The sequence below is a fragment of the Luteimonas sp. MC1895 genome (assembly GCF_016457215.1).
Lineage (GTDB): Bacteria > Pseudomonadota > Gammaproteobacteria > Xanthomonadales > Xanthomonadaceae > Luteimonas.
In genome coordinates, this window is the sequence record NZ_JAEMDY010000002.1 from 128,476 (window position 1) to 154,669 (window position 26,194).

24 protein-coding genes and 2 pseudogenes are annotated in these 26,194 nt (G+C 71.5%); 4 read left to right on the top strand and 22 right to left on the bottom strand.

Going from position 1 to position 26,194, the window contains the following annotated elements; translation table 11 throughout:
- Positions 1-60 precede the first annotated feature (60 nt).
- The 5 genes and pseudogenes from rodA to JG616_RS06300 form a co-directional block, all read right to left on the bottom strand.
- Entirely contained in the window at positions 61-1,173 is a 1,113-nt protein-coding gene (gene rodA / locus JG616_RS06280) for a rod shape-determining protein RodA (protein ID WP_199362381.1), read from the bottom strand.
- A 167-nt stretch (positions 1,174-1,340) separates the two neighbouring features.
- Positions 1,341-3,191 (bottom strand): annotated as a pseudogene (mrdA, locus tag JG616_RS06285) (penicillin-binding protein 2); the annotation flags it as partial.
- Positions 3,191-3,676 (bottom strand): rod shape-determining protein MreD, encoded by a 486-nt coding sequence (gene mreD, locus JG616_RS06290; protein WP_199392032.1) that lies wholly within the window; start codon positions 3,674-3,676, stop codon positions 3,191-3,193. The pseudogene mrdA and the gene mreD, both read right to left, overlap by 1 nt.
- A complete protein-coding gene (gene mreC, locus JG616_RS06295; protein ID WP_199392033.1) occupies positions 3,673-4,584 on the bottom strand; it encodes a rod shape-determining protein MreC in 912 nt (303 codons plus the stop codon). Before mreC ends, mreD begins: the two co-directional genes overlap by 4 nt.
- Before the next feature lie 23 nt (positions 4,585-4,607).
- Positions 4,608-5,651 (bottom strand): rod shape-determining protein, encoded by a 1,044-nt coding sequence (locus tag JG616_RS06300; RefSeq protein ID WP_199362385.1) that lies wholly within the window; start codon positions 5,649-5,651, stop codon positions 4,608-4,610.
- Between the two features lie 290 nt (positions 5,652-5,941).
- Here JG616_RS06300 and JG616_RS06305 point away from each other — a divergent pair, with 290 nt between their 5' ends.
- Together JG616_RS06305 and JG616_RS06310 are read left to right on the top strand one after the other, a co-directional pair.
- Positions 5,942-6,874, top strand: a complete 933-nt coding sequence (locus JG616_RS06305) for a carbohydrate kinase family protein (RefSeq protein WP_199392034.1) — start codon at positions 5,942-5,944, stop codon at positions 6,872-6,874.
- Between the two features lie 19 nt (positions 6,875-6,893).
- Positions 6,894-8,258, top strand: coding sequence for a hypothetical protein (locus JG616_RS06310; protein WP_199392035.1), 1,365 nt, complete (start codon positions 6,894-6,896; stop codon positions 8,256-8,258).
- A gap of 3 nt (positions 8,259-8,261) precedes the next feature.
- Here the strand turns inward: JG616_RS06310 and JG616_RS06315 are convergent, their stop codons facing one another.
- From JG616_RS06315 to ubiE, 3 genes and pseudogenes are all read right to left on the bottom strand, one after another.
- Complete coding sequence (locus JG616_RS06315) at positions 8,262-9,017, bottom strand: hypothetical protein (RefSeq protein ID WP_235973001.1); 756 nt, start codon at positions 9,015-9,017, stop codon at positions 8,262-8,264.
- Positions 9,018-9,235: 218 nt separating this feature from the next.
- Positions 9,236-11,158: pseudogene (locus tag JG616_RS06320) on the bottom strand (M1 family metallopeptidase); the annotation flags it as partial.
- A gap of 98 nt (positions 11,159-11,256) precedes the next feature.
- Positions 11,257-12,015, bottom strand: a complete 759-nt coding sequence (gene ubiE / locus JG616_RS06325; protein ID WP_199362389.1) for a bifunctional demethylmenaquinone methyltransferase/2-methoxy-6-polyprenyl-1,4-benzoquinol methylase UbiE — start codon at positions 12,013-12,015, stop codon at positions 11,257-11,259.
- Positions 12,016-12,050: 35 nt separating this feature from the next.
- On the opposite strand from ubiE, the gene JG616_RS06330 reads away from it, so the two are divergent.
- The gene (locus JG616_RS06330) at positions 12,051-12,530 is read left to right on the top strand and encodes a nucleoside deaminase (protein WP_199362390.1); all 480 of its coding nucleotides are present in this window, start codon (positions 12,051-12,053) and stop codon (positions 12,528-12,530) included.
- Here the strand turns inward: JG616_RS06330 and JG616_RS06335 are convergent.
- From JG616_RS06335 to JG616_RS06395, 13 genes are all read right to left on the bottom strand, one after another.
- Positions 12,527-12,721, bottom strand: coding sequence for a hypothetical protein (locus tag JG616_RS06335; RefSeq protein WP_199392037.1), 195 nt, complete (start codon positions 12,719-12,721; stop codon positions 12,527-12,529). The genes JG616_RS06330 and JG616_RS06335 overlap by 4 nt on opposite strands.
- Entirely contained in the window at positions 12,718-13,098 is a 381-nt protein-coding gene (locus tag JG616_RS06340) for a hypothetical protein (protein ID WP_199392038.1), read from the bottom strand. The genes JG616_RS06335 and JG616_RS06340 overlap by 4 nt, the downstream gene beginning before the upstream one ends.
- Positions 13,099-13,412: 314 nt before the next feature.
- Positions 13,413-14,813, bottom strand: a complete 1,401-nt coding sequence (gene hslU, locus JG616_RS06345; RefSeq protein WP_305067852.1) for an ATP-dependent protease ATPase subunit HslU — start codon at positions 14,811-14,813, stop codon at positions 13,413-13,415.
- Between the two features lie 2 nt (positions 14,814-14,815).
- On the bottom strand, positions 14,816-15,367 hold the full coding sequence (gene hslV / locus JG616_RS06350; RefSeq protein ID WP_199392039.1) for an ATP-dependent protease subunit HslV: 552 nt from the start codon (positions 15,365-15,367) through the stop codon (positions 14,816-14,818).
- A gap of 79 nt (positions 15,368-15,446) precedes the next feature.
- Entirely contained in the window at positions 15,447-16,352 is a 906-nt protein-coding gene (locus JG616_RS06355) for an amidohydrolase family protein (protein ID WP_199392040.1), read from the bottom strand.
- A gap of 75 nt (positions 16,353-16,427) precedes the next feature.
- On the bottom strand, positions 16,428-17,375 hold the full coding sequence (gene xerC / locus JG616_RS06360; RefSeq protein WP_343224989.1) for a tyrosine recombinase XerC: 948 nt from the start codon (positions 17,373-17,375) through the stop codon (positions 16,428-16,430).
- Between the two features lie 22 nt (positions 17,376-17,397).
- Complete coding sequence (locus JG616_RS06365; protein WP_199362394.1) at positions 17,398-18,072, bottom strand: DUF484 family protein; 675 nt, start codon at positions 18,070-18,072, stop codon at positions 17,398-17,400.
- Positions 18,069-18,941 (bottom strand): diaminopimelate epimerase, encoded by an 873-nt coding sequence (dapF, locus tag JG616_RS06370; RefSeq protein ID WP_199392239.1) that lies wholly within the window; start codon positions 18,939-18,941, stop codon positions 18,069-18,071. Before dapF ends, JG616_RS06365 begins: the two co-directional genes overlap by 4 nt.
- Positions 18,928-19,275, bottom strand: coding sequence for a lipoprotein (locus tag JG616_RS06375; protein ID WP_199392041.1), 348 nt, complete (start codon positions 19,273-19,275; stop codon positions 18,928-18,930). The genes dapF and JG616_RS06375 overlap by 14 nt, the downstream gene beginning before the upstream one ends.
- Positions 19,276-19,284: 9 nt before the next feature.
- On the bottom strand, positions 19,285-19,710 hold the full coding sequence (locus JG616_RS06380; protein ID WP_199392042.1) for a YbaN family protein: 426 nt from the start codon (positions 19,708-19,710) through the stop codon (positions 19,285-19,287).
- Entirely contained in the window at positions 19,707-21,887 is a 2,181-nt protein-coding gene (locus tag JG616_RS06385) for a S9 family peptidase (RefSeq protein WP_199392043.1), read from the bottom strand. Before JG616_RS06385 ends, JG616_RS06380 begins: the two co-directional genes overlap by 4 nt.
- Positions 21,888-21,946: 59 nt before the next feature.
- Positions 21,947-24,100: a prolyl oligopeptidase family serine peptidase gene (locus tag JG616_RS06390; RefSeq protein ID WP_199392044.1), complete on the bottom strand. Its 2,154-nt coding sequence runs from the start codon at positions 24,098-24,100 to the stop codon at positions 21,947-21,949.
- A gap of 93 nt (positions 24,101-24,193) precedes the next feature.
- The gene (locus JG616_RS06395) at positions 24,194-24,451 is read right to left on the bottom strand and encodes a hypothetical protein (RefSeq protein WP_199392045.1); all 258 of its coding nucleotides are present in this window, start codon (positions 24,449-24,451) and stop codon (positions 24,194-24,196) included.
- A gap of 117 nt (positions 24,452-24,568) precedes the next feature.
- Between JG616_RS06395 and JG616_RS06400 the strand changes: the two genes are divergently transcribed.
- Complete coding sequence (locus tag JG616_RS06400) at positions 24,569-25,207, top strand: lipocalin family protein (protein WP_199392046.1); 639 nt, start codon at positions 24,569-24,571, stop codon at positions 25,205-25,207.
- 15 nt (positions 25,208-25,222) lie between these two features.
- On the opposite strand, the gene JG616_RS06405 is transcribed toward JG616_RS06400, so the two are convergent.
- Positions 25,223-26,191, bottom strand: coding sequence for a YafY family protein (locus JG616_RS06405; protein ID WP_199362400.1), 969 nt, complete (start codon positions 26,189-26,191; stop codon positions 25,223-25,225).
- Positions 26,192-26,194: the final 3 nt, after the last annotated feature.

A 26,194-nucleotide genomic window follows, 5' to 3' on the forward strand; every position in this document is an offset into this window, starting at 1 on the left:
GCGAGGTTAGCACGCGCCTGCAGCCCGCCAGGGCGCCGCGTTCATGCACGGTTGTGGCGCTCAGCGGCCGCGCACGGGGCGTGCGGCGTGCACCGCCATCACCACGCCCATGCCCGCCAGCAGCGACACCGCGGCGGTGCCGCCGAAGCTCAGCAGCGGCATCGGCACGCCCACCACCGGCAGCAGGCCGGAGATCATGCCGCCGTTGACCAGCACGTAGACGAACAGCGCGAGCCCCAGGCCCCCGGCCAGCAGCCGTCCGAAGCCGTCGCGCGACTCTGCCGCGATCCACAGGCAGCGCCCCACCACCACCAGGTACAGCGCCAGCACGGTGACCACGCCGATCCAGCCGAACTCCTCCGACAGCACCGCGAAGATGAAGTCGGTGGTGTGCTCGGGCACGTAGTTCAGGTGCGACTGCGAGCCCTGTCCCCAGCCCTGCCCGCGCAGGCCGCCGGAGCCGATCGCGATCTTCGACTGGATGATGTTCCAGCCCGCGCCGAGCGGATCCGACTCCGGGTCGAGGAAGGTCAGGATGCGGTCCTTCTGGTAGGGCCGCAGCATCCAGAACCAGGCGGCCGGCGCCGCGGCGGCGATGCCCGCGGCCGCGGCCACGAACCACCACCACGACATGCCGGCGAGGAACAGCACGAACACGCCGCTGCTGGCCACCAGCATCGCCGTGCCGAAGTCCGGCTGCAGCAGGATCAGCCCGGTCGGCACCGCGAGCAGCAGCAGGCCGACGACGGTGGTGGCGAAGGACGGCGGCTGCGGCCGCGAATTGAGGTACCAGGCCACCATCATCGGCAGGCTGAGCTTGAGCAGCTCGGCCGGCTGGAAATAGAACACGCCCAGGTTGAGCCAGTGCGCGCCGCTGCGCCCGGTGCCGAGGAACAGCACCGCGACCAGCGGCAGCAGCGACAACACATAGGCCGCCGGCGCGGCGTCGCGCAGGCGCAGCAGCGGCACGCGCGACAGCAGCCAGAGCACGCCGAGCCCGACGCCGTAGCGCGCGCCCTGCGACAGCACCAGCGCCGGGTTCTGCCCGCCGGCGCTGTGCAGCACGGCAAGCCCGATGCCCATCAGCGCCACCAGCGCACCCAGCAGCACCCAGTCCAGGGTGCGCACGAAGCGCAGCAGCAGGTCGAGCAGGAAGCGGAGGATGAGGTTCATCGCGCCGGCGTCCGGGGTGCGGGCGCGCCGACATCGGCGCCACGGCCATCCGGCGCCGCTGCGGTCTCCGCGGCCGGCGCACTGCCCGATCCTGCGAGCACCGCGGATTCGACGTTGCCGAACAGGTCCACCACCGGGACCACCTCGCCGTCGGCGCCGGGCATCACCGGCATCTGGCCCAGCAGCCAGGCGTCGAAGATGCGCCGCGCGATCGGCGCCGCGGTGCTGCCGCCATAGCCGCCGTGCTCGACCACCACGGCCAGCGCGATCGTCGGGTTGTCGGCCGGCGCGTAGCCGGCGAACAGCGCCTGGTGGCGCAGGTGGTAGGGCAGCGAGCGCGGATCGAGGCTGACGCTGCCGCGGCGGCTGATCTTCTGCGCGGTGCCGGTCTTGCCGGCCATGCGGTAGGGCGCGCCGCGCGCCATGGCGATGGCGGTGCCGCGGCCGTGGATGGTGTTTTCCATGCCTTCCTGCACCGCGCGCAGGTGCGACGGGTTGTCGGTGATCCGCGGCGCCGGTGCCGCGGGCAGCGGGACCCAGGGCGCGTCGTAACCGGTGCGGCGTTCGGCCACCAGGCGCAGCGGGTGCAGGCTGCCGCCGTTGGCGATCGCCGCGGTGCCGCGCGCCATCTGCAGCGCCGTGGCCACCCAGTAGCCCTGGCCGATGCCGGCGATCACGGTTTCGCCCGGGTACCAGGGCTCGCGGCTGTTGCGCGACTTCCATTCGCGCGAGGGCACGATGCCCGAGGTTTCGCCGGTCAGGTCGATGCCGGTGGGTTCGCCGAAGCCATAACGGTGCATGTACTCGGCCAGGCGGTCGATGCCCATGTCGTAGGCGAGCTTGTAGTAGTAGTAGTTGATCGAGCGCGAGATCGAATCGCGCAGGTCGACCCAGCCGCCGCCGCGGCCCGCATCGCGGTAGCCGCGGCTCTGGCCGGGGATGAAGAATTCGCCGGTGGAGAACACCCGGCTCTCGGGCGTGCGCAGCCCGCTGTCGACGCCGGCCAGCGCCATGAACGGCTTGACGATCGAGCCCGGCGGGCCGCCGCCGAGCACGTTGCGGTTGAACAGCGGCCGTGCCGGATCGTCCATCAGCGCGCGGTAGTCGGTGCTGGAGATGCCGTTGACGAACAGGTTGGGGTCGTAGCTCGGCAGGCTGACCATGGCCAGGACCTGGCCGGTGGCCGGATCCACCGCCACCGCCGAGCCCTGCATCTCGCCGAACGCGGCGACCATCGCCCGCTGCAGTTCGACGTCCACCGACAGCCGCAGGTCGGCGCCCGCCGTGGCCGGGACCAGGCCGAGCCGGCCCAGCGCGCGGCCCTCGACGTTGGTCTCCACCTGCTCGTAACCGACCAGGCCGCGCAGCGCTTCGTCGTAGTAGCGCTCGAGTCCGGTGCGGCCGGTATGGGTGAACACGCCGTGGGCCTCGCCGTAGCGCGCGATGTCGCTTTCGTCCGTGCGGCCCACGTAGCCGATCACGTGCGCCAGCAGGTCGCCGTAGGGGTAGCGGCGATTGAGGTAGGGCACCAGCTCCACGCCCGGGAAGCGCCAGCGCTCGACCGCGAAGCGCGCCGCTTCGACGTCGCTGATGCGCAGCTTGAGCGGGATGGCGCGGAAGCCGCGCGTGGTCCTGCGCGCGGCCTCGAAACGCTCGATGTCCTCCGGCGCCAGCTCCACCACCTGCGACAACGCCGCGATCAGCGCCTGCGGGTCGCCGGCCTCGTCCGGGGTCACGTCGAGGCGGTAGGCGGGCACGTTGTCGGCCAGGATGCGGCCTTCGCGGTCGAGGATCAGCCCGCGCCCCGGCACCACCGGGCGCGGCTTGATGCGGTTCGCCTCCGAGCGCATGGCGTAGGCGTCGTGGTCCAGCACCTGGAGCTTGAAGTACCAGCCGGCGAGGCCCAGCAGCGACAGCAGCACGACGGCGAAGCCGAACAGCGCGCGCCCGCCGAACAGGCGCGCCTCGGCTTCGGGGTTGCGCAGCCGCCGGGGCTTCCGGCCGCGCGCGCCGGCCATCACAGCCGTGCGCCGCGGCCCATGCGCAGCGCGTCGAGCAGCACGAACAGCGGCGCCCAGAGCAGCATGCCCACCAGCGGCGCCCACCAGTAGGCAAGCGGCAGCACCGGCTCGCCCAGCGCCAGGTGGATGATGGTGCTGATGACGCGGTCGTTGAGCAGCAGGCCGCCGATCGCCAGCGCCTGCTGCGGGATCGGGAAGAAGCGCAGCTGGGTGCGGAAGCGCTGCAGGATGAAGGCCATCACCACCAGGCGCAGGCCCTGCTCGCCGAGCAGGCCGCCGAAGGCGACATCGGCGACCAGGCCGACCGCGAAGGCGAAGCCGAGCCCCACGCGCTCGCTGTCCTCGATCACCCAGTAGGCGACCACCAGCGCCAGCCAGTAGGGACGCAGCGGCTGCAGCAGCCCCGGCATCGGCAACAGGCCGAGCAGCAGCGCCAGCAGCACGCTGACCGGCAGCACCCAGGAGCGTCCGCGCGCGCTCATTCCGCGGCCGCCGCGGTGGCCGCCGGATCGGCGGGAATGGCCTCGTCGACGGGCGGCGGCGCCGCGCTGGCCGGCTGGTCGCGCAGCAGCAGCACGTCGCGGCCGCGGTCGAGCTGGGCCGCGGCGTCGACGTCGCCGACGAGGAAGGCGCGGCTGTCGTCCGGGCGCAGCGCGGCGATCGTGCCCACCGGGAAGCCCGGCGGGAAGCGCCCGCCCAGGCCCGAGGTGATCACCACGTCGCCCGCGCGCACGTCGCTCGACAGGGGCACGTTGCGCAGCTCGAGCATGTCGCTGCGGCCGGTGCCGTAGACGATCAGGCGCACGCCGGTGCGCGCGACCGCCACCGGCACCGCGTGGTCCGGATCGGTCAGCAGCAGCACGGTGGCGGTGGACGGCGTGGCCTCGATCACCTGGCCGACCAGCCCGCCGGCGTCGATCACCGCCTGGCCGCGGCGCACGCCGCTGGCGGTGCCGGCATTGAGCATCAGGCGCTGGCGCGTCGGGTCGAGGTCGACGTCGAGGATCGGCGCCAGCTGCACGTCCTGGCCGCCGCGCTCGGCGGCGCCCATCAGGCCGCGCAGGCGTGCGTTCTCCTCGGCCTCCACCTGCAGGCGCGCCTGGCGCGCGGCGCCCAGCAGCAGCTCGTTGCGCAGCAGGCGGTTCTCCTCCGCCAGCCGGGTGCGGGTGGCGGCGTCGTCGCGCAGGTCCTCGCCCAGGCGCGAGGGCAGCCCGGCCAGCCACCACAGCGGCTGCATGGCGACGCTGGCATGGCCGCGGACCTGCGCCAGCCAGTCGCCGCGGTGGTCGAGCACGATGAGCGCCACCGAGATCGCGAGATAGGCCAGCAGCCGCAGCGTGCCGGTGACGTCACTCGATCGGGGGGTGGCGGGACCGGCGTAGTGGGACACAGTCGTGGCCGCGGTCTGTCAGCTCACTCCGAGGCGAAGAATTCGTTTCCGTGCATGTCGAGCAGCTCCAGCGCGCGGCCGCCGCCGCGGGCCACGCAGGTCAGCGGATCCTCGGCCACCTGGACGTGCAGGCCGGTCTCCTCGCTGAGCAGCCGGTCGATGTCGCGCAGCAGCGCGCCGCCGCCGGTCAGCACGATGCCGCGCTCGGCGACGTCGGCGCTGAGCTCCGGCGGGGTCTGCTCCAGCGCCTGGCGCACGGCGGCCACGATGCCCATCAGCGGCTCGCGCAGCGCGTCGAGCACCTCGCTGGAGCTGATCTTGACCATCTTCGGCACGCCCTCGGCCAGGTGCCGGCCGGAGATCTCGGTCTCCAGGACCTTCTCCTGGGGATAGGCGCAGCCCAGCTCGATCTTGACCCGCTCCGCCGTTGCCTCGCCGATCAGCATGCCGTGGTTGCGGCGCACGTAGTTGATGATCGACTCGTCGAAGCGGTCGCCGCCGATGCGCGCGGACTGCGAGTAGACGATGCCGTTGAGCGCGATCACCGCCACCTCGGTGGTGCCGCCGCCGATGTCCACCACCATCGAGCCGCGGGCCTCGGTGACCGGCATGCCGGCGCCGATCGCGGCGGCCATGGGCTCCTCGATCAGCGACACGTCGCGCGCGCCGGCTTCCATCGCCGAATCGCGGATGGCGCGCTTCTCCACCTGGGTGGAACCGGCCGGGACGCAGATCAGCACCCGCGGGCTCGGCCGCAGGAAGCGGCTCTTGTGCACCTTGCGGATGAAGTACTTGAGCATTTCCTCGGTATAGGTGAAGTCGGCGATCACGCCGTCCTTCATCGGCCGATGGGTGGTGAGGTGCCCGGGCGTGCGGCCGAGCATCTGCTTGGCCTCGCTGCCCACGGCGGCGACCGCCTTCGGGCCGCCGTTGCGGTCCTGGCGCACCGCGACCACCGACGGTTCGTTGAGGACGATGCCCTGGCCGCGCACGAAGATGAGGGTATTGGCCGTGCCCAGGTCGATGGACAGGTCGTTGGAGAACATGCCGCGGAACTTCTTGAACATCAGGGGCGCGCGTCCGTCAGGAGGGGGCGGGAACGGGGGAATTCCCGCGAAAAGGCGATCGGGAAGCGTAGCAACCGCCCCCTCCCCGGGCAAGGAAAACCGGCCTGCAGGCCGCGCCGCGCCTGGTGCGGCGGCCGGGCCCGCGCTTGGCCCGCCGACGGCCGCGGGCTACCCTATGCGCCCCGCGCCGCTGCCTGTGCGGCGGTGGCCCCTGCGCCGGATCCCGGCCAGTTCCCCGAGCAACCTGACCGCCGTCCCCCGGGCCGGCACCCCACCGGAGCGCCTTCCCGATGCCTGCCCTGATCTGCGGTTCCCTGGCCTACGACACCATCATGGTGTTCCCCGACCAGTTCAAGAACCACATCCTGCCGGACAAGGTGCACATCCTGAACGTCTCGTTCCTGGTGCCGCGGATGCGCCGCGAGTTCGGCGGCTGCGCCGGCAACATCGCCTACAACCTCAAGCTGCTGGGGGGTGATCCGATCCCGATGGCGACCGTGGGCCAGGATTTCGGGCCCTACCGCGAGTATTTCGCCGAGCTCGGGATCCCGCTCGACCACGTCAAGGAAATCCCGGAGCTGTTCACGCCGCAGGCGTTCATCACCACCGACCTCGACAACAACCAGATCACCGCCTTCCACCCGGGCGCGATGATGCGCTCCTACGAGAACCACGTGCGCGACGTGCCCGGCGTCACTATCGGCATCGTCAGCCCCGACGGCTACGAGGGCATGATCCAGAACTCGAAGGAATTCGCCGAGGCCGGCATTCCCTTCATCTTCGATCCGGGCCAGGCCATGCCGCTGTTCAACGGCGAGGAACTGCGCGCGTTCATCGAGCAGGCCGACTACGTCACCGTCAACGACTACGAGTCGAACCTGCTGCAGGAGCGCACCGGCTGGGACGAGGCGACCATCGCCGGCAAGGTCAAGGCCTACATCACCACCCGCGGCCCCAAGGGCGTGGTGATCTACGCCGACGGCAGGATCCACGACGTGCCGCCGGCGCACGAGAGCCGGGTCACCGACCCGACCGGCTGCGGCGACGCGTTCCGCGCCGGCCTGCTGTTCGGCATCGAGAAGGGCTACGGCTGGGAGACCATCGGCCGCATCGGCAACCTGATGGGCGCGCTGAAGGTCGAGCACCCGGGCACCCAGAACCAGCGCTTCGACTACGACGAGTTCGCCGCGCAGTTCACCCAGCAGTTCGGATACGCGCTCTAGCGCCGGCCGGAGCCCACGCATGGACCCCGTGCCGGCCGTTCGCCGGGCCGCATGGATCGCGGCAGCCCTGCTCGCCCTCCTGCCGCTTTCGGCCGCCGCGAAGGGCTCGCGCCACCTGGTGCTGCCGGCCGACCGGCTGGTCGAGCCCGGCGGCGCGGTCGAGCTGCTGTCGGCGACGATCGAACTCGAGCGCGCCGGCTGGACCTACCTGCACGCCGACGGCGGGCTGGCGCCGGTGGGCGAGGCGATCGCCAACGCCTGGATCAGCGTCGACGGGCGGCGGGTGTCCAACCAGAGCGTGGTCGACTGGCGCGGGTCGCGCGCGCCCAACCGCCACGCCTTCAACGCGATCGCCGCGGTGCACCTGCCCGCCGGACGCTCGCGCGTCGCGTTGCACGCGCGCACGGCGGACGGGGCGGCACTGGCCACGGCGCGCAGCAGCCTCTCGGTGCTGACCGACGCCGCGCGGCACGCGTCGAGCGCGTTCCTGGACGCCTCTTCCCCCTGGCTTGAATTCGACACCCGCGACACGCCGGAAGGCCGCGCCCTGCCGGCCGGCCGCGGCTGGGCACCGGTGCTGTCGGTGCAGGCGGGAAATGACGGCGGCCCGGTCGTGGCCATGGCGTCGGGACGCGCCTGGATGTCGAACCAGCCGGGCGATGCGATGTGGGGCATCTTCCTCAACGGCCGCGAGCCGCCGCTGCACTCGGCCACCTGGTCGATCAACGACCTGTTCGAGGGCGCCGAGGTCCAGGCGCCGATGTTCATGCAGGCGCTGTTCCCCTCGCCGCCGCGCGACAGCTCGGTGCAGCTGGTGGCCAGCGAATCGCCCTACTACCAGCCACGCATGGCCAGCACCAACGGCGTGCGCTACCGCGTGGGCTCCAGCACCGGCCTGGTGACCCTGTCCGGCGGCATGCGCGTGGTCGGCCGCGGCTACGCGCCCGCGTGGGACTACGTGACCCGCGGACGCTACCGCCGCTACGCCTATATCTGCATCGGCACCAACGGCTTCCGCCCCGGAAAGTGCCCGCCGACCGGAACCCAGGTGGTCCTGGCGCGGGGACGGGCCTGCATCCCGCCCGGACACGACGGCGAGGTGCTGTTCACCAGCCGCACCCGGATCCAGGGCGACGACCACGACCTGGGCGGCACGGTGAGCCTGTCGCTGCGGGTGGCCGGGCGCGAGGTGGCGCGCAACGCGCAGACCCTGGGCCCCCGGCCCGACGCGGTCAGCACGCGCACCATGGGCACCAGCTGGCTCTCCGCCGGAGCCGAAGCGCTGGCCGAGGGCTGCCATGCGGTGGAAGCGATCGGCGAGGCGACGGGCGACTTCCGCAACGTCTCGCTCAACGCCGACCTGCCGCTGATCTGGTTCGACTGAAACTCAGTTCCAGGCAGGCAGTCGGCCGCGCTCCAGGCCGCCGACTTCGAACTCCACCGTGCGCGTCCCGCCGGCCTTGACCGGATACTCGACCGCCAGCCGCTTCGCGCCGTCGATCATGCGCCACAGCGCCTTCTCGTCGTCGATGAACATGGCGATGGCCTCGTCGGTCTTCGGGCGGTTGGCCGCCATGCGCTCCGGGGCCGCGTCGTCCACGGTGACCGCCACGCGACAGGCGCCGTAGCAGTCGAAGTCGCCGGCCTGCATCACCAGGTAGCTGCTGCGGCCCCAGTCCGGATGGTCGCGGAAGATCAGCCGCACCGGCTTCGCGCCGCTGCCGTCGCTGTCGACGTTTTCCTTGGCGAAGATCGCGGCGGACAGCTGCTCGCCCCCCTTCACCGCCTCGACGTTATAGGACCAGAGCGCGGCCAGGCGCGCGTCCTCGCGCACCGCGTTGCCCTTGGCGCGGGCCTCGGCGTGCAGGGAACCGATCCGCTCGGCGGCGGCGGTGCCGGGGTAGCGGGCCAGCAGGACGTCGCCCTGCGCGGCCGCCAGCGGCCAGTTCTCGGCCGCGTAGGCCGCGTCGAAATCGGCGGCGGCCTGGCCTGCAGCCGCCTCGTCGGCCTCGCGCTGCGCCGCGGCCTGGGCCTCGGCGCGGGCCGCCGGGTCCTGGCAGGCAACGAGCGCGGAGGTGGCGGCGGCAAGCGATGCCGCGAGCAGGGCGGTGCGGGCTGCGCGGGGGAAGCGTGGCGTGCGCATGCGCGTGTCCTCGGCTGGCGCGCCGCGGGACGCCTGCGTCCCGCGACGGCGGTGGTGGGTGCGGTCCTGGCTCAGCGCCGGGTCGGCGCCGGACGGGTCGGATCGCCGTCGGCGACCGGCATCTCACGGGTCGCGGGGTCGGTCGGGGCCTCGACCGATGCCGGCGCGGCCGGTGCCACGGCGGCCGGAGCCGGCGGCAGGCCGCTGCCCGGCACCGGCCTGGCCTCGGCGATCAGCTTTTCCACCGAGCCGGTGGTGATCGGGTGGTAGCCCGGGCGCGCAGCGGCGAGCTGTTCCTTCGCGAACGCCAGCCCGCCCTCGGTCGCCACCAGGGCCTGGTAGGTCGGCATGATCAGCTTGCGCCGGCCGATGGTGCGCACGAAGTCGGCGATCGCCGGATACGCCTGCATGTAGCTGCTGCGCACCGCCAGCGGATACCAGCGCTGCGCCAGCTCGGCGTTGGGCGTGCCGGTGAAGCGGTAGGCGGTGTCGAGCTGCGAGAGCTGCTCGATCGACAGGGTCGGCGGCAGGCCCTCGAGGAAGTGGATCCACTCCTGGGTGCTCCACTCACCGGTGATCGCCTGCGGCGGCAGGGTGCCGCTGCCCAGCCACGCCAGGCGCGCGCTGTCGACCACGCCGAAGTTGCGCGACATCACCTGCGGCGCGCTGCCCGGGATGCCGGGCTCGTACAGCCACGCGTCGAACTCTTCCGGCGTCACCTTGCCCGGGTACTTGTCGAGCAGGTTCTCCTGGGCGTACTCGATGAAGCGCGCGGTCGGGATCGACTGGAAGGCGAAATGATCGAAGTAGCCGCGCAGGAACGCGTCGAACTCGGCGCGGCCGAAGCGCTCCTCGAGGAACTGCAGGAACCAGGCGCCCTTGTCGTAGGACACCGCGCTGAGCGAATCGTCCGGATCCTTGACCACGCCCGGGCGCACGGCCAGGGCCTGCTCTTCGGGGCTCATCTTCGCGATCTCGGTCTTCAGCCCGTTGCGCGAGATGACGTACTCCATGTCGGAGCGTTCCTTCCCGTACAACGCCTCGACGATGCGGTTCTCGACGTAGCTGGTAAAGCCCTCGTTGAGCCAGCCGTCCTTGGCGCTGGAGTTGGTGACCAGGTTGCCCGACCAGCTGTGCGCCAGCTCGTGCGCGATCAGCGCGACCAGCGACTTGTCACCCACGATCACCGTGGGGGTGATGAACGACAGGCGCGGGTTCTCCATGCCGCCGTAGGGGAACGACGGCGGCAGGATCAGCAGGTCGTAGCGCTCCCAGCGGTAGGGGCCGTACAGCGACTCGGTGGTCGCGATCATCTTCTCGGTGTCCTCGAACTCGGCCACCGCGCGGTCGACCGTGGCCGGCTCGGCCCAGACGCCGGCGCGCGCGGAGATCGGCTTGAACACCAGGTCGCCGGCGGCGATCGCCATCAGGTAGGACGGGATGCGCTGCGGCATGCGGAAGCTGTAATCCCCATCACGCGCGGCCGCCGGGTCGTTGTCGGCGCTCATCAGCACCATCACGTCGGCCGGCGAGGTCACGCGCGCGCTGTAGGTGTAGCGCACGCGCGGCGTGTCCTGCAGCGGCACCCACGAGCGTGCGTGGATCGCCTGCGACTGGCTGAACATGAACGGCGTGGCCTTGCCTTCGGTCATCGAGGCGTCGAGCCACTGCAGGCCCGAGGCCGCCGGCGAGGTGCGATAGGCGACGCGGATGCGCGCGTTGCGCTCCGGGGCCTGGATGGTGAGCTTGCTGCCGAGCAGGTCGTCGCGCCCGGCCAGCTCGAACTGCAGCGGCTGCCAGGCACCGCCGGCACCCTCGCCTTCCGCGCGTTCGATGGTCAGGTCGCGGGTATCGAGCACCAGCGCGGTGGCGGTGTCGTCGCGCCAGTCGAGCGTGTAGGTGGCGGTGCCGCTGATCGTGCGCGCGTCGAAGTCCAGCGCCAGCTCCAGCGCCAGGTCGTCGATCGCGACCTTGTCGGGCTCGGCATAGGAATGCTCGTCGTAGTCGCCGGTGTCGGCGGCGGCCTGCGGCTTGGGGGCCGGGGCGACTTCGGTGGGCGTCGGCTCGCGCTGGCAGGCGGCGACGGCGAACACGACCAGCGCCGCGAGCGCGGCGAGGCGGAAGAAACGGCTCAGGGTCATGGACGGGGGTCCGGTGATTGGAACAGCCGTCGATTCTAGCCCGTGGCGCGGGCCGTGGTGCCCGGGCGCGCCGCGCCGGCGTGCGCCAGGCCCTGGCCTCAGGCCTTGTAGCCGTCGTGGATGGCGACGATCCCGCCCGAAAGGTTGCGGTAGCGGCAGCGCGCGAAGCCCGCGGCTTCCATCATTCCCTTCAGCTCGGCCTGCGGCGGGTGCTTGCGGATCGACTCGGCCAGGTACTGGTAGCTGCCGGGGTCGCCGGCGAACAGCTGGCCCAGCTTCGGCAGCACCTTGAAGGAATGGAAGTCGTAGAGCGGCTTGAACCACTCCGGCACTTCGGAGAATTCCAGCACCCGCGCCTGGCCGCCGACCTTGAGCACGCGCAGCATCTCGCGCAGGCCCGCGTCCTTGTCGGTGACGTTGCGCAGGCCGAAGGCGATCGTGACCAGGTCGAAGCTCGCGTCGGGGAACGGCAGCGCCTGCGCATTGCACTGCACGTAGCTGAAGCCACGCACGTTGCCGCGGTCGACCATGCGGTCGCGGCCGACGCGCAGCATGCTGCCGTTGATGTCGCCGAGCACCAGCTCCCCGGTGTCGCCAACGCGCGAGCGCAGCAGCGCCGCGATGTCCCCGGTGCCGCCGGCCAGGTCGAGCACGCGGTCGCCCCTCGAAACCTGGGCGGTGGCGGTGAAGTAGCGCTTCCACAGCCGGTGGATGCCGAACGACATCAGGTCGTTCATCAGGTCGTAGTTGCCGGCGACCGACGAGAACACCTCGCCCACCAGCTTCTGCTTTTCGGCCACCGGCACGTCGCGGAAGCCGAAGTGGGTGGTGTCGTGGCGGGGGTCGCGCTCGGTCATGCGAGGATTATCGCACCCCCCGCCCGGAGCCGCCCATGATCGCCACCCCCGACTACCGCGCCCTGCTCGACACCGCCATCGCCGAGGCCCGGCAGGGTCTGGCCGAGGGCGGCATCCCGATCGGTGCGGCCCTCCACCACCGCGACGGCCGGATGCTGGGCTGCGGCCACAACCGACGCGTGCAGGAGGACGACCCTTCGATCCATGGCGAGACCGACGCCTTCCGCAAGGCCGGCCGGCAGCGCTCCTACCGCGACACGATCATGGTGACCACGCTGGCACCCTGCTGGTACTGCAGCGGCCTGGTGCGGCAGTTCAACATCGGCACCGTGGTGGTGGGCGAAGCGGCGAACTTCGCCGGCGGCGTGGAGTGGCTGCGCGAGGCCGGTACCGAGGTGGTCGTGCTCGACGACGAGCGCTGCATCACGATGATGGGCGATTGGATCGAAGCGAATCCGGCGCTGTGGAACGAGGATATCGGCGAGGACGAGGTCCCGCGTCAAACGCCGCGCTAGAACGGACAGGGATCCTCCCAAGGCGGATCGCGGTGCGCGGCGCGCAGGCTGGCGCGCGTCGGCAGCACGCCATCGAGCGCGACGCTCATGTTCTGCTGCGCCGTGGACTGCGCGAGCGGCGCGCCGCGGCTGTAGGCGGTGAGCGCGAACGGCGGGCGCCCGGGTGCCGTAACGATGGCGACGGCGTTCACTTCACCCGGGCCGAAGTGGTAGCAGCCCAGCGGCTCGACCCCGCCCCGCGCGCCATCAGCGCGCCCGCCAGGTCGTAGGGCGTATCTGCGCCCACCTCGCTCCAGCCCAGGCTGAGGGAACTCGGCGCGCTGGCCGTGCCGTCGACCCAGGCATCCAGTGCGCCGAGGCGACCGGTGGCGACGGCGGTCGACGATCCGCTGACCGACGGGCGCGCGTCCCAGCGCGCGGCCGGCACGCGCGTGCGCAGGTCCGTGAGCGCGATGCGCTCGCCTGGGCGAGCCGGCACTGCCGCCAGCATCGCGTCGGCCAGCGGCCCGGCCGCTTCGATCTTTCCCCACGTGTACCCGCAGTCGCTGTCGATGTCCGCGGCGGCCATCTGCGGATGGGTCCGCCGGTGTCCGGCGCGACAGCGCTCCAGGTGGGCGGCGCGCGCACCCGTCGCGACCGGCAACGCCGGTGCCGCGGGCCCGGCTGCCCGACCGGATATGGGCGGCGCAGGCGGCGGGGCAGGAGTGACAGGGGCGGGCACGCCCGCCGCGGATGCCGCGGCGACCAGGAGCACGGCATACGGCAAGGAACGGGGGTCACGGCGCATGGCGGTGGGTTCGACGTCGCCACAGCGGCGACCTGCCAATGGCGCAACGACCGCCGCAGCCGTCTCCGGCCACGGCGGCGCCGGCCGCCCAGCCCTCAGAGGATGTAGCGGCTCAGATCCTGATCCTGCACCAGTTCGCCCAGTTGCTCGTCCACATATGCGCGGTCGATCGCGACCTGACCACCGCGGTCCGGCGCCTCGAAGCTCAGGCTGTCCAGCAGCCGCTCCAGCACCGTATGCAGCCGCCGCGCGCCGATGTTTTCCTGGCGCTCGTTGACGTCGGCCGCGATCTCGGCCAGGCGGTCGATCGCGTCGGCGCCGAACGCCAGCTCCAGGCCTTCGGTCTTCATCAGCTCGACGTACTGCCGGGTCAGCGCCGCCTTCGGCTCGGTCAGGATGCGCACGAAGTCGTCCTTGGTCAGCGCCGACAGCTCCACGCGGATCGGGAAGCGGCCCTGCATCTCGGGGATCAGGTCGCTGGGCTTTGCGAGGTGGAACGCACCGGAGGCGATGAAGAGGATGTGGTCGGTCTTCACCGGTCCGTACTTGGTGCTGACCGTCGAGCCTTCCACCAGCGGCAGCAGGTCGCGCTGCACGCCTTCGCGGCTGACGTCGGCGCCCATGCCCTCGCTGCGCTTGGCGACCTTGTCGATCTCGTCGATGAAGACGATGCCGTGCTGTTCGCAGGCCTCGATCGCCGCCGCGCGCACCTCGTCCTCGTTGACCAGCTTGCCGGCCTCTTCCTCGACCAGCAGCGGGCGCGCGGCGTGGATCCCCATGGTGCGCTTCTGGGTCTTGCCGCTGCCGAGGTTGGCGAACATCTGCCGCAGCTGCTGGCCCATCTCCTCCATGCCGGGCGGAGTCATGATGTCGACGCCGCCACCGGCGGCGAGGTCGAGTTCGATCTCGCGCCCGTCGAGCTCGCCGGCGCGGAGCTGGCGACGCAGCTTCTGGCGCGTCTCGGATTCACGCGACGACGGCTCCGCGCCGATGTCGACGGTGGTGCTGCCCGGCCCGCCCGCCGCGCCGAAGCCGAAGGGTGCCTGTGGCTGTTCGCGCCGGGGCAACAGCGCGTCGAGGATGCGGTCTTCCGCGCGCTCCTCGGCCTGGGTGCGCATCTTCTGCTTGGCCTGCTCGCGGTACAGCTTGACCGCGGTGTCGGCCAGGTCGCGGATGATCTGCTCGACATCCTTGCCGACGTAGCCGACCTCGGTGAAGCGCGTGGCTTCCACCTTCACGAACGGCGCGTTGGCCAGCGTCGCCAGGCGGCGCGCGATCTCGGTCTTGCCGACGCCGGTCGGGCCGATCATCAGGATGTTCTTGGGCATCACTTCGTTGCGCAGCTCGTCGCCGAGCTGGGCGCGGCGCCAGCGGTTGCGCAGCGCGATCGCGACCGCGCGCTTGGCGTCCTGCTGGCCGATGATGTGGCGGTCGAGCTCCTGCACGATCTCGCGCGGGGTCATGGTGGCGTGCGAGGTGTCGATCTTCATGGCCATGCTCAGAGTTCCTCCACCACGACGTTGCGGTTGGTGTAGATGCAGACGTCGCCGGCGATGTTGAGCGCCTCGACGGCGATCGATCGCGCGTCCATCTGCGTGTGGGCCAGCAGTGCGCGCGCGGCGGACAGCGCGTAGGGGCCGCCGGAGCCGATCGCGACCAGTCCGTCCTCGGGTTCGATCACGTCACCGGTTCCGCTGATGATCAGCGAGGTGTCCTTGTCGGCCACCGCGAGCAGCGCCTCGAGCTTTCCGAAGCGGCGCTCGGTGCGCCAGTCCTTCGCCAGTTCAACGGCGGCGCGGGTGAGCTGGCCGTGCTTTTCGAGCTTGGATTCGAACAGTTCGAACAGGGTGAAGGCATCGGCGGCGGCGCCGGCGAAACCGGCGAGGATCTGGCCATCCTTGCCGAGGCGGCGCACCTTGCGCGCATTCGACTTCATCACCGTATGGCCGAGCGTCACCTGGCCGTCTCCGGCGATCGCGACGCGGCCCTCGCGGCGCACCGAGACGATGGTGGTGGCGTGGAAGACATTGGGGTTCTGGCTGGGGTCCATGCGGGCCTCCGGGGGCTGAAACCCATGGATGGGGACCGGCCCCGGCGGATGCAAGCCGCCCGCGACGCTGTCGGTCGCGTCACTTCCCGGGCGCGGGCTCCAGCTTCAGGAAGCGCGCCGCGTTGTCATGGAAGATCGCCCGCTTCTGCGCCGCGGTGAGGAAGGGCGCGCTGTCCACGCCCTCCACCGCCAGCGTGATCGCCTCGGGCCAGACCATCTGGTCGGAGCCGAACATCAGCCGGTCGCCCAGGCCCGCGGTCAGCAGCGCCTGCAGGTAGTCGTGGAACTCCTGCCGCGGGATGATCCAGTTGATCACCGACACGTCGGCATGCAGCTGCGGATAGACGTACATCAGCGCCTTGGTCTCCTGCAGGTAGGGCCATCCGGCGTGCATCAGCCACACGCGCAGCTTCGGGTGTCGCTTGAGCATCGGCTCCAGCAGCTTCGGGTTGCCCAGTTCGATGCTGAAGTCCGGGCAGCAGCCGTAGGGCGTGCCGGGCGGACCCAGGCCGGTATGGATGCCGACCGGCACATCGAACTCCTCGGCCAGCGCCAGGTAGGGCTCGAACCAGGTGTCGCCCGCGTCCAGTCCGTGGTACTGCGCGCCGATCTCGCCGAGTACCTGCAGCTCGCCGCTGGCGAAGGCCTCGCGCAGCACGTCCGGCGGCGGCAGGCGGGTGCGGCCGTCGTCCATGAACGCGCCGGCGCGGATCGCGTCGCCGCCGGCCCGGCGCATGCTGGCCATGTAGGCATCGGGGCCGCTGACCAGTCCGAGCACGATGCCGTGCCGGCGCATCCGTTCCAGGGTGAGGCGCTCCCGGTCGGCGTCGGTGGCGGCGGTGGTCGGCTCGCCGGTCGCGGGGTTGGGCGCGCCCGGCGCCGCGGGACCAACGTGCAGGTGCACATCGATGATCGGGCCCTTGTAGGGCTGGGCGCAGGCGACGCCGGTAGCCAGCAGCAGGACGGCAGCAAGCGGCAGGCGCATCGGCAGGGCTCCGGTGGTGGTCTCCACGCCAACGGCAGGCCGGATGCGCAGCGGACAGCGCGGTTTCCGCCAGCCTCAGTCGCCGACCGGACCCTTGCGCCGCCTGGCGCGCGGATGCGCGTCGTCGTAGACCCTGGCCAGATGCTGGAAGTCGAGGTGGGTGTAGATCTGCGTGGTGGCGATGTCGGCGTGCCCCAGCAGTTCCTGCACGCCCCTGAGGTCGCCGGACGACTCCAGCACGTGGCTGGCGAACGAGTGCCGCAGCATGTGCGGGTGCACGTGCTTGAACAGGCCCTGGCGCTGGCCGAGCGCGCGCAGCCGGAGCTGGATGGCGCGCGCGCTGATCGGCGCGCCGCCGCGGCCGGGGAACACCGGGGCCTCGAGCCCCGGGCGCTGCCCCGCGACACCCTCGGCCCGCCAGGCCTCCAGCGCACGGCAGGCATGCGAACCGACCGGCACGGTCCGCTGGCGGCTGCCCTTGCCGAGCACCGTCACCAGCCCTTCGGCCAGGTCGAGGTCGCGCCAACACAGCAGGCGCAGTTCGGACAGGCGCAGCCCCGAGGAATAGAACAGCTCGAGCAGGGCGCGGTCGCGCAGCCCCAGCGGCGCATCGGTCGGGACTTCGACCAGGGCCACGGCCTCGTCGACGTCGAGCACCTGCGGCAGCTTGCGCGGCGCGCGCGGCGCGCGGATCCCGGTGGCCGGGTTGGCGCGGATCCGTGCATGCCGGAGCAGCCACTGGTAGAAGCTGCGGCAGCCGGACAGCCGGCGCTGCAGGCTCTTGGGCGCGAGCCCGCGGCGGTGCTCGGCGGCCACGAAGGCGCGGATGGCGGCGCTGTCGAGCGCCAGCAGCTCGCCCTGGTCCTGCGCCTGCGCCCAGCCGGCCAGCGCCGCGAGATCGCGGCGGTAGGCGTCGAGCGTGTGCGCGGACATGCGCCGCTCGACTTCGAGGTGGGCGAGGTAGTCGGCCACCGCCGGGTGCGTTGCCGCCGCCGCGCGCCCCGCTGCATCCAGGGTGGTCACGGCCGGCGCGCGCCCGCGCGACTCAGTCGCGATGGCGCCGCAGCGCCACTGCGAAGGCCTCGCCCATCATGCGCAGGAACAGCGTGCCCATGCCGGGGTAGAAGCGGTTCGGATCGCGGCTGCCGACGGCCACCAGGCCGATGCCGGCGACCGGCAGCAGGGCGGTCGAGGCCACCTCGTCGATGCGCGCGGCGTACAGCAGGGCCTGCTTGTCGGGATGCAGGCGGCCACACAGCGGCTCGCCCTCGCGGATGCAGTCGGCGAACGGCTGCAGGCGGCGTTCGTCGCGGTCGATGACCTGCAGCCAGTCCTCTTCGGCCAGTCCGGGCAGGGCTTCGAACAGCACCACTCGCACCAGGTCGCCGCTGAAATCCTCGGCAAGCGTCGCGACCATCGCGCGCACCACGCCGGCGGCGCTGCCGGGGCGCATCAGCGCCAGTGTCAGCTGGTGCGTGCGCACGGCCAGGCGCTCGTTTTCCTGCGATACCGCGTACAGGTCCTGCAGCCGGCGCGACAGCTCGCGGTTCTTGTCGCGCAGCACTTCCAGCTGGTAGCTGGCGAGCGATGCCGCCGGGCCATCCTCGCGCGGGACCACCATGCTGATCGCGAGGTCCGGGAACTGTTTCAGGAAGTCCGGGTGGCGGCGCAGCCAGGCCGCGACCTCGTGGGCGCCGAGCTTCTCGACGGTGTCGGTCATGCGATGAATTCCCCTTCGTAGACGAAGGCCGCCGGGCCTGCCATGTGCAGGACGCCGTCGGCCGTTTGATGGATGCGGAGCGTGCCGCCCGGTAGCGCCACCTCGACGCCGGCCGCGGCGTCCACGCGGCCGCGCCGCGCGAGCACCGCCACCGCCGCGCAGGCACCGCTGCCGCAGGCGAGCGTTTCGCCGACGCCGCGCTCGTGCACGCGCAGGCGGATGCGGCGGCGGTCGAGCACCTGGGCGACGCCGACGTTGCACTGCTGCGGGAACGCGGCGTGGCGCTGCAGCGCGGGGCCGAGCGTGGCCAGCGGCGCGGCGTCGATGTCGTCGACCTCGATGACGGCGTGCGGATTGCCCATCGAGACCGCGCCGAGCGACACGGCATGGCCCCCGACGTCGAAGGCGTAGGCATCGGCCTGGGCGTCGACGCCGGCCAGCGGGATGTCCGCCGGCGCGAAGGCCGGCACGCCCATCGCGACCTCGAAGCGGCCGTCGCCCAGCGCGCGCACGCGGTGGCTGGCACCCGGGCTGTCGAGGACGAACGCGCCGCTGGCGGCGCCGTCGCGCACCAGCCAGGCGGCCACGCAGCGCGCGCCGTTGCCGCACTGCCGCGACGGCGAGCCGTCGGCGTTCCAGATGCCATAGCCGGCGACGGCGCCTGCACTGCGCGCGCGCGAGATGGTCAGGATCTGGTCGCAGCCGACGCCGAGGTGGCGGTCGGCCAGGTGGCGGCACAGCGCGGGATCGGGCGGCGGCGTGCCGTCGCGCAGGTCGAGCACCACGAAGTCGTTGCCGGCGCCGTGCATCTTGCTGAAGCGCAGCCCGGCCGGGGCGGCCGCGGGATCCACCGGATCAGGCGCCGCCATCACCGTCGGCAGCGGGCGTCGGGTCATCGGCGTCGACGTCGACGTCGACGTCGGAGTCGGCGTCCGTATCCGTATCCGCGTCGGTGTCGATGTCCAGGGCGTCCCGGTCGCCGGCGTCCGCGTCGGCGTCCGCGTCGGCGTCGGCGTCCGTATCCGCATCGGAATCCGCGTCAGCGTCGCTGTCGGCGTCGACGTCGGCGTCATCCGCCTCATCCTCCGGCCAGTCCCCTTCCTCGGGCGGCGGCGGCTGCACCAGCGGGCCCTTGTTGCCGCAGCCCGCGAGGGCGAGCGCGATGGACAGCAGGACGACGGGCAGGACGGGACGGATGTTCATGGCCGCAGTCTAGCGCGGCGGCGGTTCCGGCCGCATCCACAGCCACGTGCAGACCACCGCCATGCAGGCGATCGGCAGCGCCACCGCCCACCAGCGCGCATACCCCGTGGCCCAGGCGACCCCCAGCAGGAGCGCGGCGGACGCCGCCATCGCGCCGGTGGCCAGCCATTTCGAGCGGCGCGCCAGCGCCCCGTGCCGCTGCCAGTCGACGATCACCGGCCCGAAGCGCGGGTGCGCCAGCAGCCAGCGGTGCAGGCGCGCCGAACCCTGCGCGGCGGCCCAGGCCGAGAGCAGGATGAACGGCACCGTGGGCAGCCCCGGCAACACCACGCCCAGCAGACCCAGGCCGAGCGCGACATAGGCCAGCAGCCACCACGCCCAGCGAAAGCGCGTGCGGCGCCCGCCGGGCGGGGTGTGCTGGGGCCGCGGGCTCACTTCGCCGGCGCGTCTGCCGGGCCGACGGCCAGTTGGTCAAGCATGAAGGCGTACATCTCGGCCAGCTCGCGGTAGCGGCGGAACCGGCCGGACTTGCCGCCGTGCCCGGCATCCATGTTGGTCCGGAACAGGACCGGCGCGTCCGAGGTGTTCAGGTCGCGCAGGCGTGCCACGTACTTCGCCGGCTCCCAGTACTGCACCTGCGAATCCCACAGGCCGGTGCCGATGAACATCGCCGGGTAGGCCTTCGCCTCGAGGTTGTCATAGGGCGAATAGGTGGCCATGTACGCGTAGTCGCCCGCGCGCTCCGGGTTGCCCCACTCGTCGTACTCGTTGGTGGTCAGCGGGATGCTGCGGTCGAGCATGGTGGTGACCACGTCCACGAACGGAACCTGCGAAAGGATCAGCCGGTACTTCTCGGGCGCCATGTTCGAGATCGCGCCCATCAGCAGGCCGCCGGCGCTGCCGCCGTAGGCCGCCACCCGGTCTTCCGCCGCCCAGCCCCCGGCCACCAGATGGTCGGTGACGTCGATGAAGTCGGTGAAGGTGTTGACCTTGTTGCGCAGCTTGCCGTCGTCGTACCACTTGCGGCCCATTTCCATGCCGCCGCGGATATGCGCAATGGCATAGACCATGCCGCGGTCGAGCAGGCTGGTGGTGGTCAGGCTGTAGCCGGGATCCATCGACATGCCGTAGCTGCCGTAGGCGTACTGCAGCAGCGGCGCGGTGCCGTCCTTCTGGAAGCCTTTGCGGTAGACCAGCGAGACCGGGATGCGGGTGCCATCGCGGGCGGTGGCCCAGGTGCGCTCGGTGACGTACTTCGACGGGTCGTAGCCGAGCACCGGCTGCTGCTTCAGCAGGCGGCGCTCGCCGGTGGCGACGTTGAGCTCGTAGGTGGTCGCCGGCGTGGTCATCGAGGTGTAGCCGTAGCGCAGCCACGGCGTGTCGGGCTCGGCGTTGATCGACAGGCCCATGGAATAGGCGGGTTCGTCGGCGGCCACGTACTCCTCGCCGTCGGCCTTGAGCAGGCGGATGCGCTCGAGCGCGTTGGAACGCTCGGAAATGGCGGTAAAGCCCTCGAACAACTCGAAGCCTTCCAGCAGCACGTCGTCGCGATGGGCGATCCAGCTGGTCCATTCCGCGCGCGAGGTCGCGGCGGTGGGCGCGGTGACGATGCGGTAGTTCGGGGCCTTGCCGCCGTCGGCGTCCGGCGCGTTGGTCAGGATCACCCAGCGGCCGTCGTAGTGGTCGGCCTCGTACTCGACGTCGCGCTCGCGCGGCGCCAGCACGGCGAACTCGCCCGGGGCGGCCGCCGGGGTGCAGCGCAGTTCGCTCGACACCGTGCTCTCGACGCCGATGCAGATGAAGCGGTCGTCGCGGGTGCGCGACAGGCCCATGTAGAAGCTGTCGTCGGTTTCCTCGTAGACCACCACGTCGTCGGCCACCGGCGTGCCCAGCACGTGCTTCCTGACGCGCACGGTCAGCAGGGTCTCGGGATCGTTCTCGACGTAGAACAGGGTCCGGTTGTCGTCGGCCCAGACCATGTCCGCGGACACGCCGGGGATCGACTCCGGATAGACCTCGCCGGTCCCGAGGTTGCGGAAGCGGATGGTGTACTGGCGGCGGCCGATGCTGTCGTCGGCCCAGGCGAGGATGCGGTTGTCGGGGCTGGTCTCGTACACGCCGACCGAGAAGTACTCCTTGCCTTCGGCCATCGTGTTGACGTCGAGCAGCACCTCCTCGGCCGCGAAGTCGGCGGCCTCGTTGAGGCGCATGATCTCCGCCGCGCCCAGGCCATCGGCGTCCTTCCGGCGCGCGTGCACGGGATAGTCCTTGCCGGTCTCGAAGCGCGAGTAGTACCACCAGCCGTTGTCGCGGAACGGCACGCTGGCGTCGTCCTGCTTGATGCGCGCGACGAACTCGTCGTACAGGGTGTCCTCGACGGGCTTCAGCGGCGCCATCACCGCATCGACGTAGGCGTTCTCCGCCTCGAGGTAGGCCAGCATCCCGGTGTCCTCGCGGGTGTCGTCGCGCAGCCAGTAGTACTCGTCCTGGCGCACCGCGCCGTGCGGCGCACGAACCTCGTGCGCGCGCTTCTCGACGTCGGGTGGCGTGGGCGTGGCGGCGTGGCTGGTGGCGGTCATGAGCAGGAGGCTGGCGATGGCGAGGGTCTTCATGGATGGGGCTTCCGGGGTTGCAATGCAACGGGGCGCCCCTGGAGGCGCCCCGCGGGTCCTTACTCGGCGTCGCGTCCGCGGCCGAGCTGTTGCCAGAGGAAGGTCAGGTACAGCGCGTCCATGTGCGCCGCCTGGCGGTTGTTGGCCGCACCGCCGTGGCCACCCTCGATGTTCTCGTAATAGCGCACGTCCTTTCCGGCCGCCGACATCAGCGCGTGCATCTTGCGCGCGTGGCCGGGGTGGACGCGGTCGTCGCGGGTCGAGGTGAGGATCAGGGTCGGCGGATAGTCCTTCGCCGGGTCGAACAGGTGGTAGGGCGAGAACTTCCGGATGAAAGCCCACTCCTCCGGCTTGTCAGGGTTGCCGTATTCCGCCATCCACGACGCGCCGGCCAGCAGCTTGTGGTAGCGCTGCATGTCCAGCAGCGGCACCTGGATCACCACCGCGCCGAACAGCTCCGGGTACTGCACCAGCATGTTGCCGGTGAGGAGCCCGCCGTTGCTGCCGCCGCGGATGCCGAGGTGCGCAGGCGAGGTGATCTTGCGCGCGATCAGGTCCTGCGCCACCGCGGCGAAGTCCTCGTAGGCCTTGCGGCGGTTGGCCTTGAGCGCGGCCTGGTGCCAGCGCGGGCCGTACTCGCCGCCGCCGCGGATGTTGGCGACGGCGTACACGCCACCCCTGCTTCCATCAGGCCCGTTCAGCCAGCCCTTGCCGGTGCCGCCGGAATAGCCCGGCACCATCGGGATCTCGAAGCCGCCGTAGCCGTACAGCAGGGTCGGGTTCTTCCCGTCGAGCGCCATGTCCTTCGGGCGCACCAGGAAGTACGGCACGCGGGTGCCATCCTTCGAGCTGACGAAGTGCTGCTCGACCGCGTGCTTCGAGGCGTCGAAGAACGCAGGCTGGGTCTTCAGCACCTCCGGCGCGGCCGCGCCGGGCGCGGCGCTGGCCAGCATCAGCGTGGTCGGGGTCAGGTAGTCGGTGACGGTCATCCACAGCGCATCGGACTCGTCGCTGTCCACGGCGCTGGCGCTGACGGTGCCGAATTCGGGCACGCCCGCCAGCTCGCTGCGCGTCCAGCCGTCCGGACCCGGGGTGAGCACCGAGATGCGGTTCTTGACGTCGTCGAGCACGTTGATCACGAGGTGGTTCTTCGTGAACGAGCTGCCGGCCAGCGAGGTGGTGTCGCTGGGCTCGAACAGCACCTCCAGCTCGCGCGTGCCGGCCATGAAGTCGTCGAACTTCGCCACCAGCAGCGAGCCGGCCTTGTAGGTCCGGCCGCCGACCTCCCAGGGCTCGCGCAGCTCGATGCCGAGCCACTCGCGCTGCACCGACTTCTGCGCGGAATTGGGGACGTCGACCCTGGTCAGCGAACCGTCCGCGTTGCGCAGGTACAGCTCGTCGTTGTAGAAGGCGATCGTGCGCATGACGAAGTCGCGCTCGTAGCCGGGCGTGTGGTCGTGGCCGGCCGCGATGTACATGTCATCGGCCTGGCCTTCGTACACCACCGCCGCCGACTCGATCGGCGTCCCGCGCTTCCACTCCTTGACGATGCGCGGGTAGCCCGAGCTGGTCATCGAGCCGTCGCCGAAGTCGGTATAGGCGTAGACCGTGTCCTGGTCGACCCAGCCCAGTCCGCCCTTGGCCTCGGCGCGGAAGAAGCCGCCGTCGACCCACTGCTTCGTCGACAGGTCGAACTCGCGGGTGACGTCGGCGTCCGCGCCGCCGCGCGACAGCGCGACCAGGCAGCGCGTGTACGGTTCGGTGGAGAGCCGGGGGCGCAGGCAGTTGGCGCCGTGCCAGACCCAGTTCTCGCCCTCGGCCTTGTTGAGCGCGTCGAGGTCGAGCACGGTCTCCCACTTCGGCTGCGGCTTGCGGTATTCCTCGAGCGTGGTGCGGCGCCAGAGGCCGCGCTCGTGGTTCCGGTCCTTCCAGAAGTTGTAGTACCAGTCGCCCTGCTTGTAGACGCCGGGGATCTTGTCGTCGGAGTCGTAGATGGCCAGCAGGTCGGCCTCCAGCGCCTTGAAGCCGGGGGTGTCGGCCAGCTCGGCCTCGGCCTTCGCGTTCTGCTCGCGGACCCAGGCGAGCTGCTTCTCGCCCTCCACGTCCTCGAGCCACTGGTGGGGATCGGTCACGGCGGCGCCCTCCTGGGCGTTCACGCCGAAGGCGGCGACGGCAAGCGCTGCGAACAGGCAGGCATGGGGCAACGTGGGCATCGCGGCATAGCTCCGGCGGGTCGGATGGGCCGGCAACGCTAGCACAGCACCCGACCCGGCCCGCGGGCCGAAGGTCGTGTCCGGAACCCGCGCTCAGCCGGTCGCGCGGCGCCGGGTTGCGGCCAGCGCGAGCCCCGCGGTGGCCGGCAGGCCGGCGAGCCACAGCGGCAGCAGGCCGAAGGTGGCGCTGGCCGAGCGCGCGTCCGGCAGCGAGAGCATCGCGACCACCGCCAGGAAGGCCAGCGCGAGCACGACGCGCCCGGCCCAGTCGGGTGCCGCATTGGCGCCGGCGTGCGCTGGCGGGAACACGGCGGGAAACCGCCGGGACACGGCGTGGCTGCGTACTGTCATGATGGGCCTCCAGAATGTCGGCTCAGCCTGCGGATGCCCCATCTCACGGACTGCGATCGTGTTGACGCCCCCTTCGCCGTGCCGCAGGCAGGCTGCCGCGGCGCCCCGAACCCGCCCATGACCCGACCCTTCCGAGCCCTCGCCCGCCCCGACATCCTGCGCACGCTGTGCCTGCTGGCCGGGTGCCTGCTGCTTGCCGGCTGCTCGATGTTCGGCGGCGCCCGCGAGGGGCGCGCCGAGGACGCCGGCGACAGCGGGCAGCACGTGGCCATGCTTCCGATCGACACGCTGATGGGTGACTGGCACGTGGCCGCGCACGTGCCCTGGTTCGGCGAGCGCGGCCGGGTGGCCTCGCGCATCAGCTTCAAGGCCGACGGCGAGTCGAAGGTCGAAGTACTCCGCAGCTGGCGCGACGGGTTTTCCGAAGCACTGGAATCCGACGCCGGCATCGCGCGACGCGGCGGTCCGGGTGGCCGCGTCTGGAAGCTGCGCGCCTGGCGCGTGCTGCCGGCGACGCTGCGTGTGCTGGAGGTGGCCGAGGACGGCAGCTGGCTGCTGCTCGATGCCGAGGACCGCGACCACGCCTGGATCCTGACCCGCGCGCAGGTGGTGGCCGACGAGGCCTACCTCGAGCTGGAACGCCGCATGCGCGGCCATGGCGTCAACACCGACCGGCTGCGCCGCGTCGCGCAGGTCCCGGAACAGGAAGGACGGCTGGGCTTCGAGCCGGCCGCCGTGCCCGCGCCCGGGCGCTGAGCCCGGCGCGCGAACTCAGCGCTCGTAGTTCGACATCGCCAGCGACAGCAGCGCGCGGGCCTGCTCGCGCAGCGACTGCGGCTCGGTGATCTCGGCGTCGCTGCCGTAGTGCAGCACGTCCATCAGCAGCTCGCGCGGTGCGCTGTAGGGCACCTTGAGCTCGTAGCGCCCGTCGGGCAGGTAGCGGCCCTGCTGCTGCGAATGCCAGTGCTCGTCGGCGACCCAGCGCGCGGCCTTGGCGCTGAACAGGATCGTCGCCACGCCCTTGGGTGCGCCGGAGAAGATCCCGTAGCCGCCGCCGAGATGGCGGTCGAGTTCGGACTCGTCGACGTCGATCGCAGGCTGGTCGAGCCCGCGCGCCTGCGCGATGCGGTCGACCGAGAAGCTGCGCAGGCCCTCGCGCTCGTGGTCCCAGGCATCGAGGTACCAGTTGTCGCGGTAGTGGGTGATGCGCTGCGGCGACACCGTGCGCCGGGTCTTCTCGTCGGTGGAGCGCGCGCGGTAGTCGAAGGCCAGGCGCTTGCGTCCCAGCACCGCCGAACACACGCTGCGGAACACGTGCTCGTCCAGGTGGCGGGTCCGGTGCGGGATCACCCGCACGCGCTCGACCGGCCATTCCTTGCCGCTGGCGTGCTCGCTGAGCAGCTTCTCGATCCGCGACTGCAGCGGCGCCAGCGCCGAGGACAGCACGCCGCCGCCGCTGCGCGACAGCAGCTGCTGCGCGGCCAGCAGCGCGTGCAGCTCCTCCGAACTCAGCCACAGTCCGGGAAGCTCGAAGCGGCCACTGTCCTCGCTGTCGTAGCGGATGCCGGACTCGCCGTCGCCGATGATCGGTGCCATCAGCCCGTCGCGGAGGAAGGCGACGTCGCGATAGACCGTGGCGCGCGAACAGCCGAGCTCGTCCTGCAGCCTCGCCACCGTGACCGGGTAGCGCGAGGAGCTGAGGATGCGGTGCAGCGAGAGGATGCGCTCGTATCGGTCCATGGC

Bases quoted from the DNA above. Each gene is read 5' to 3' on its own strand.
- rodA (WP_199362381.1), bottom strand. From the start codon at position 1,173: ATGAACCTCATCCTCCGCTTCCTGCTCGACCTGCTGCTGCGCTTCGTG.
- mreD (WP_199392032.1), bottom strand. From the start codon at position 3,676: ATGAGCGCGCGCGGACGCTCCTGGGTGCTGCCGGTCAGCGTGCTGCTG.
- JG616_RS06300 (WP_199362385.1), bottom strand. From the start codon at position 5,651: ATGTTCAAGAAGTTCCGCGGCATGTTCTCCAACGACCTGTCCATCGAC.
- JG616_RS06305 (WP_199392034.1), top strand. From the start codon at position 5,942: ATGCCTGCCCTGATCTGCGGTTCCCTGGCCTACGACACCATCATGGTG.
- JG616_RS06310 (WP_199392035.1), top strand. From the start codon at position 6,894: ATGGACCCCGTGCCGGCCGTTCGCCGGGCCGCATGGATCGCGGCAGCC.
- JG616_RS06315 (WP_235973001.1), bottom strand. From the start codon at position 9,017: ATGCGCACGCCACGCTTCCCCCGCGCAGCCCGCACCGCCCTGCTCGCG.
- ubiE (WP_199362389.1), bottom strand. From the start codon at position 12,015: ATGACCGAGCGCGACCCCCGCCACGACACCACCCACTTCGGCTTCCGC.
- JG616_RS06330 (WP_199362390.1), top strand. From the start codon at position 12,051: ATGATCGCCACCCCCGACTACCGCGCCCTGCTCGACACCGCCATCGCC.
- JG616_RS06340 (WP_199392038.1), bottom strand. From the start codon at position 13,098: ATGGCCGCCGCGGACATCGACAGCGACTGCGGGTACACGTGGGGAAAG.
- hslU (WP_305067852.1), bottom strand. From the start codon at position 14,813: ATGGCCATGAAGATCGACACCTCGCACGCCACCATGACCCCGCGCGAG.
- hslV (WP_199392039.1), bottom strand. From the start codon at position 15,367: ATGGACCCCAGCCAGAACCCCAATGTCTTCCACGCCACCACCATCGTC.
- JG616_RS06355 (WP_199392040.1), bottom strand. From the start codon at position 16,352: ATGCGCCTGCCGCTTGCTGCCGTCCTGCTGCTGGCTACCGGCGTCGCC.
- JG616_RS06365 (WP_199362394.1), bottom strand. From the start codon at position 18,072: ATGACCGACACCGTCGAGAAGCTCGGCGCCCACGAGGTCGCGGCCTGG.
- dapF (WP_199392239.1), bottom strand. From the start codon at position 18,941: ATGGCGGCGCCTGATCCGGTGGATCCCGCGGCCGCCCCGGCCGGGCTG.
- JG616_RS06375 (WP_199392041.1), bottom strand. From the start codon at position 19,275: ATGAACATCCGTCCCGTCCTGCCCGTCGTCCTGCTGTCCATCGCGCTC.
- JG616_RS06385 (WP_199392043.1), bottom strand. From the start codon at position 21,887: ATGAAGACCCTCGCCATCGCCAGCCTCCTGCTCATGACCGCCACCAGC.
- JG616_RS06390 (WP_199392044.1), bottom strand. From the start codon at position 24,100: ATGCCCACGTTGCCCCATGCCTGCCTGTTCGCAGCGCTTGCCGTCGCC.
- JG616_RS06395 (WP_199392045.1), bottom strand. From the start codon at position 24,451: ATGACAGTACGCAGCCACGCCGTGTCCCGGCGGTTTCCCGCCGTGTTC.
- JG616_RS06400 (WP_199392046.1), top strand. From the start codon at position 24,569: ATGACCCGACCCTTCCGAGCCCTCGCCCGCCCCGACATCCTGCGCACG.
- JG616_RS06405 (WP_199362400.1), bottom strand. From the start codon at position 26,191: ATGGACCGATACGAGCGCATCCTCTCGCTGCACCGCATCCTCAGCTCC.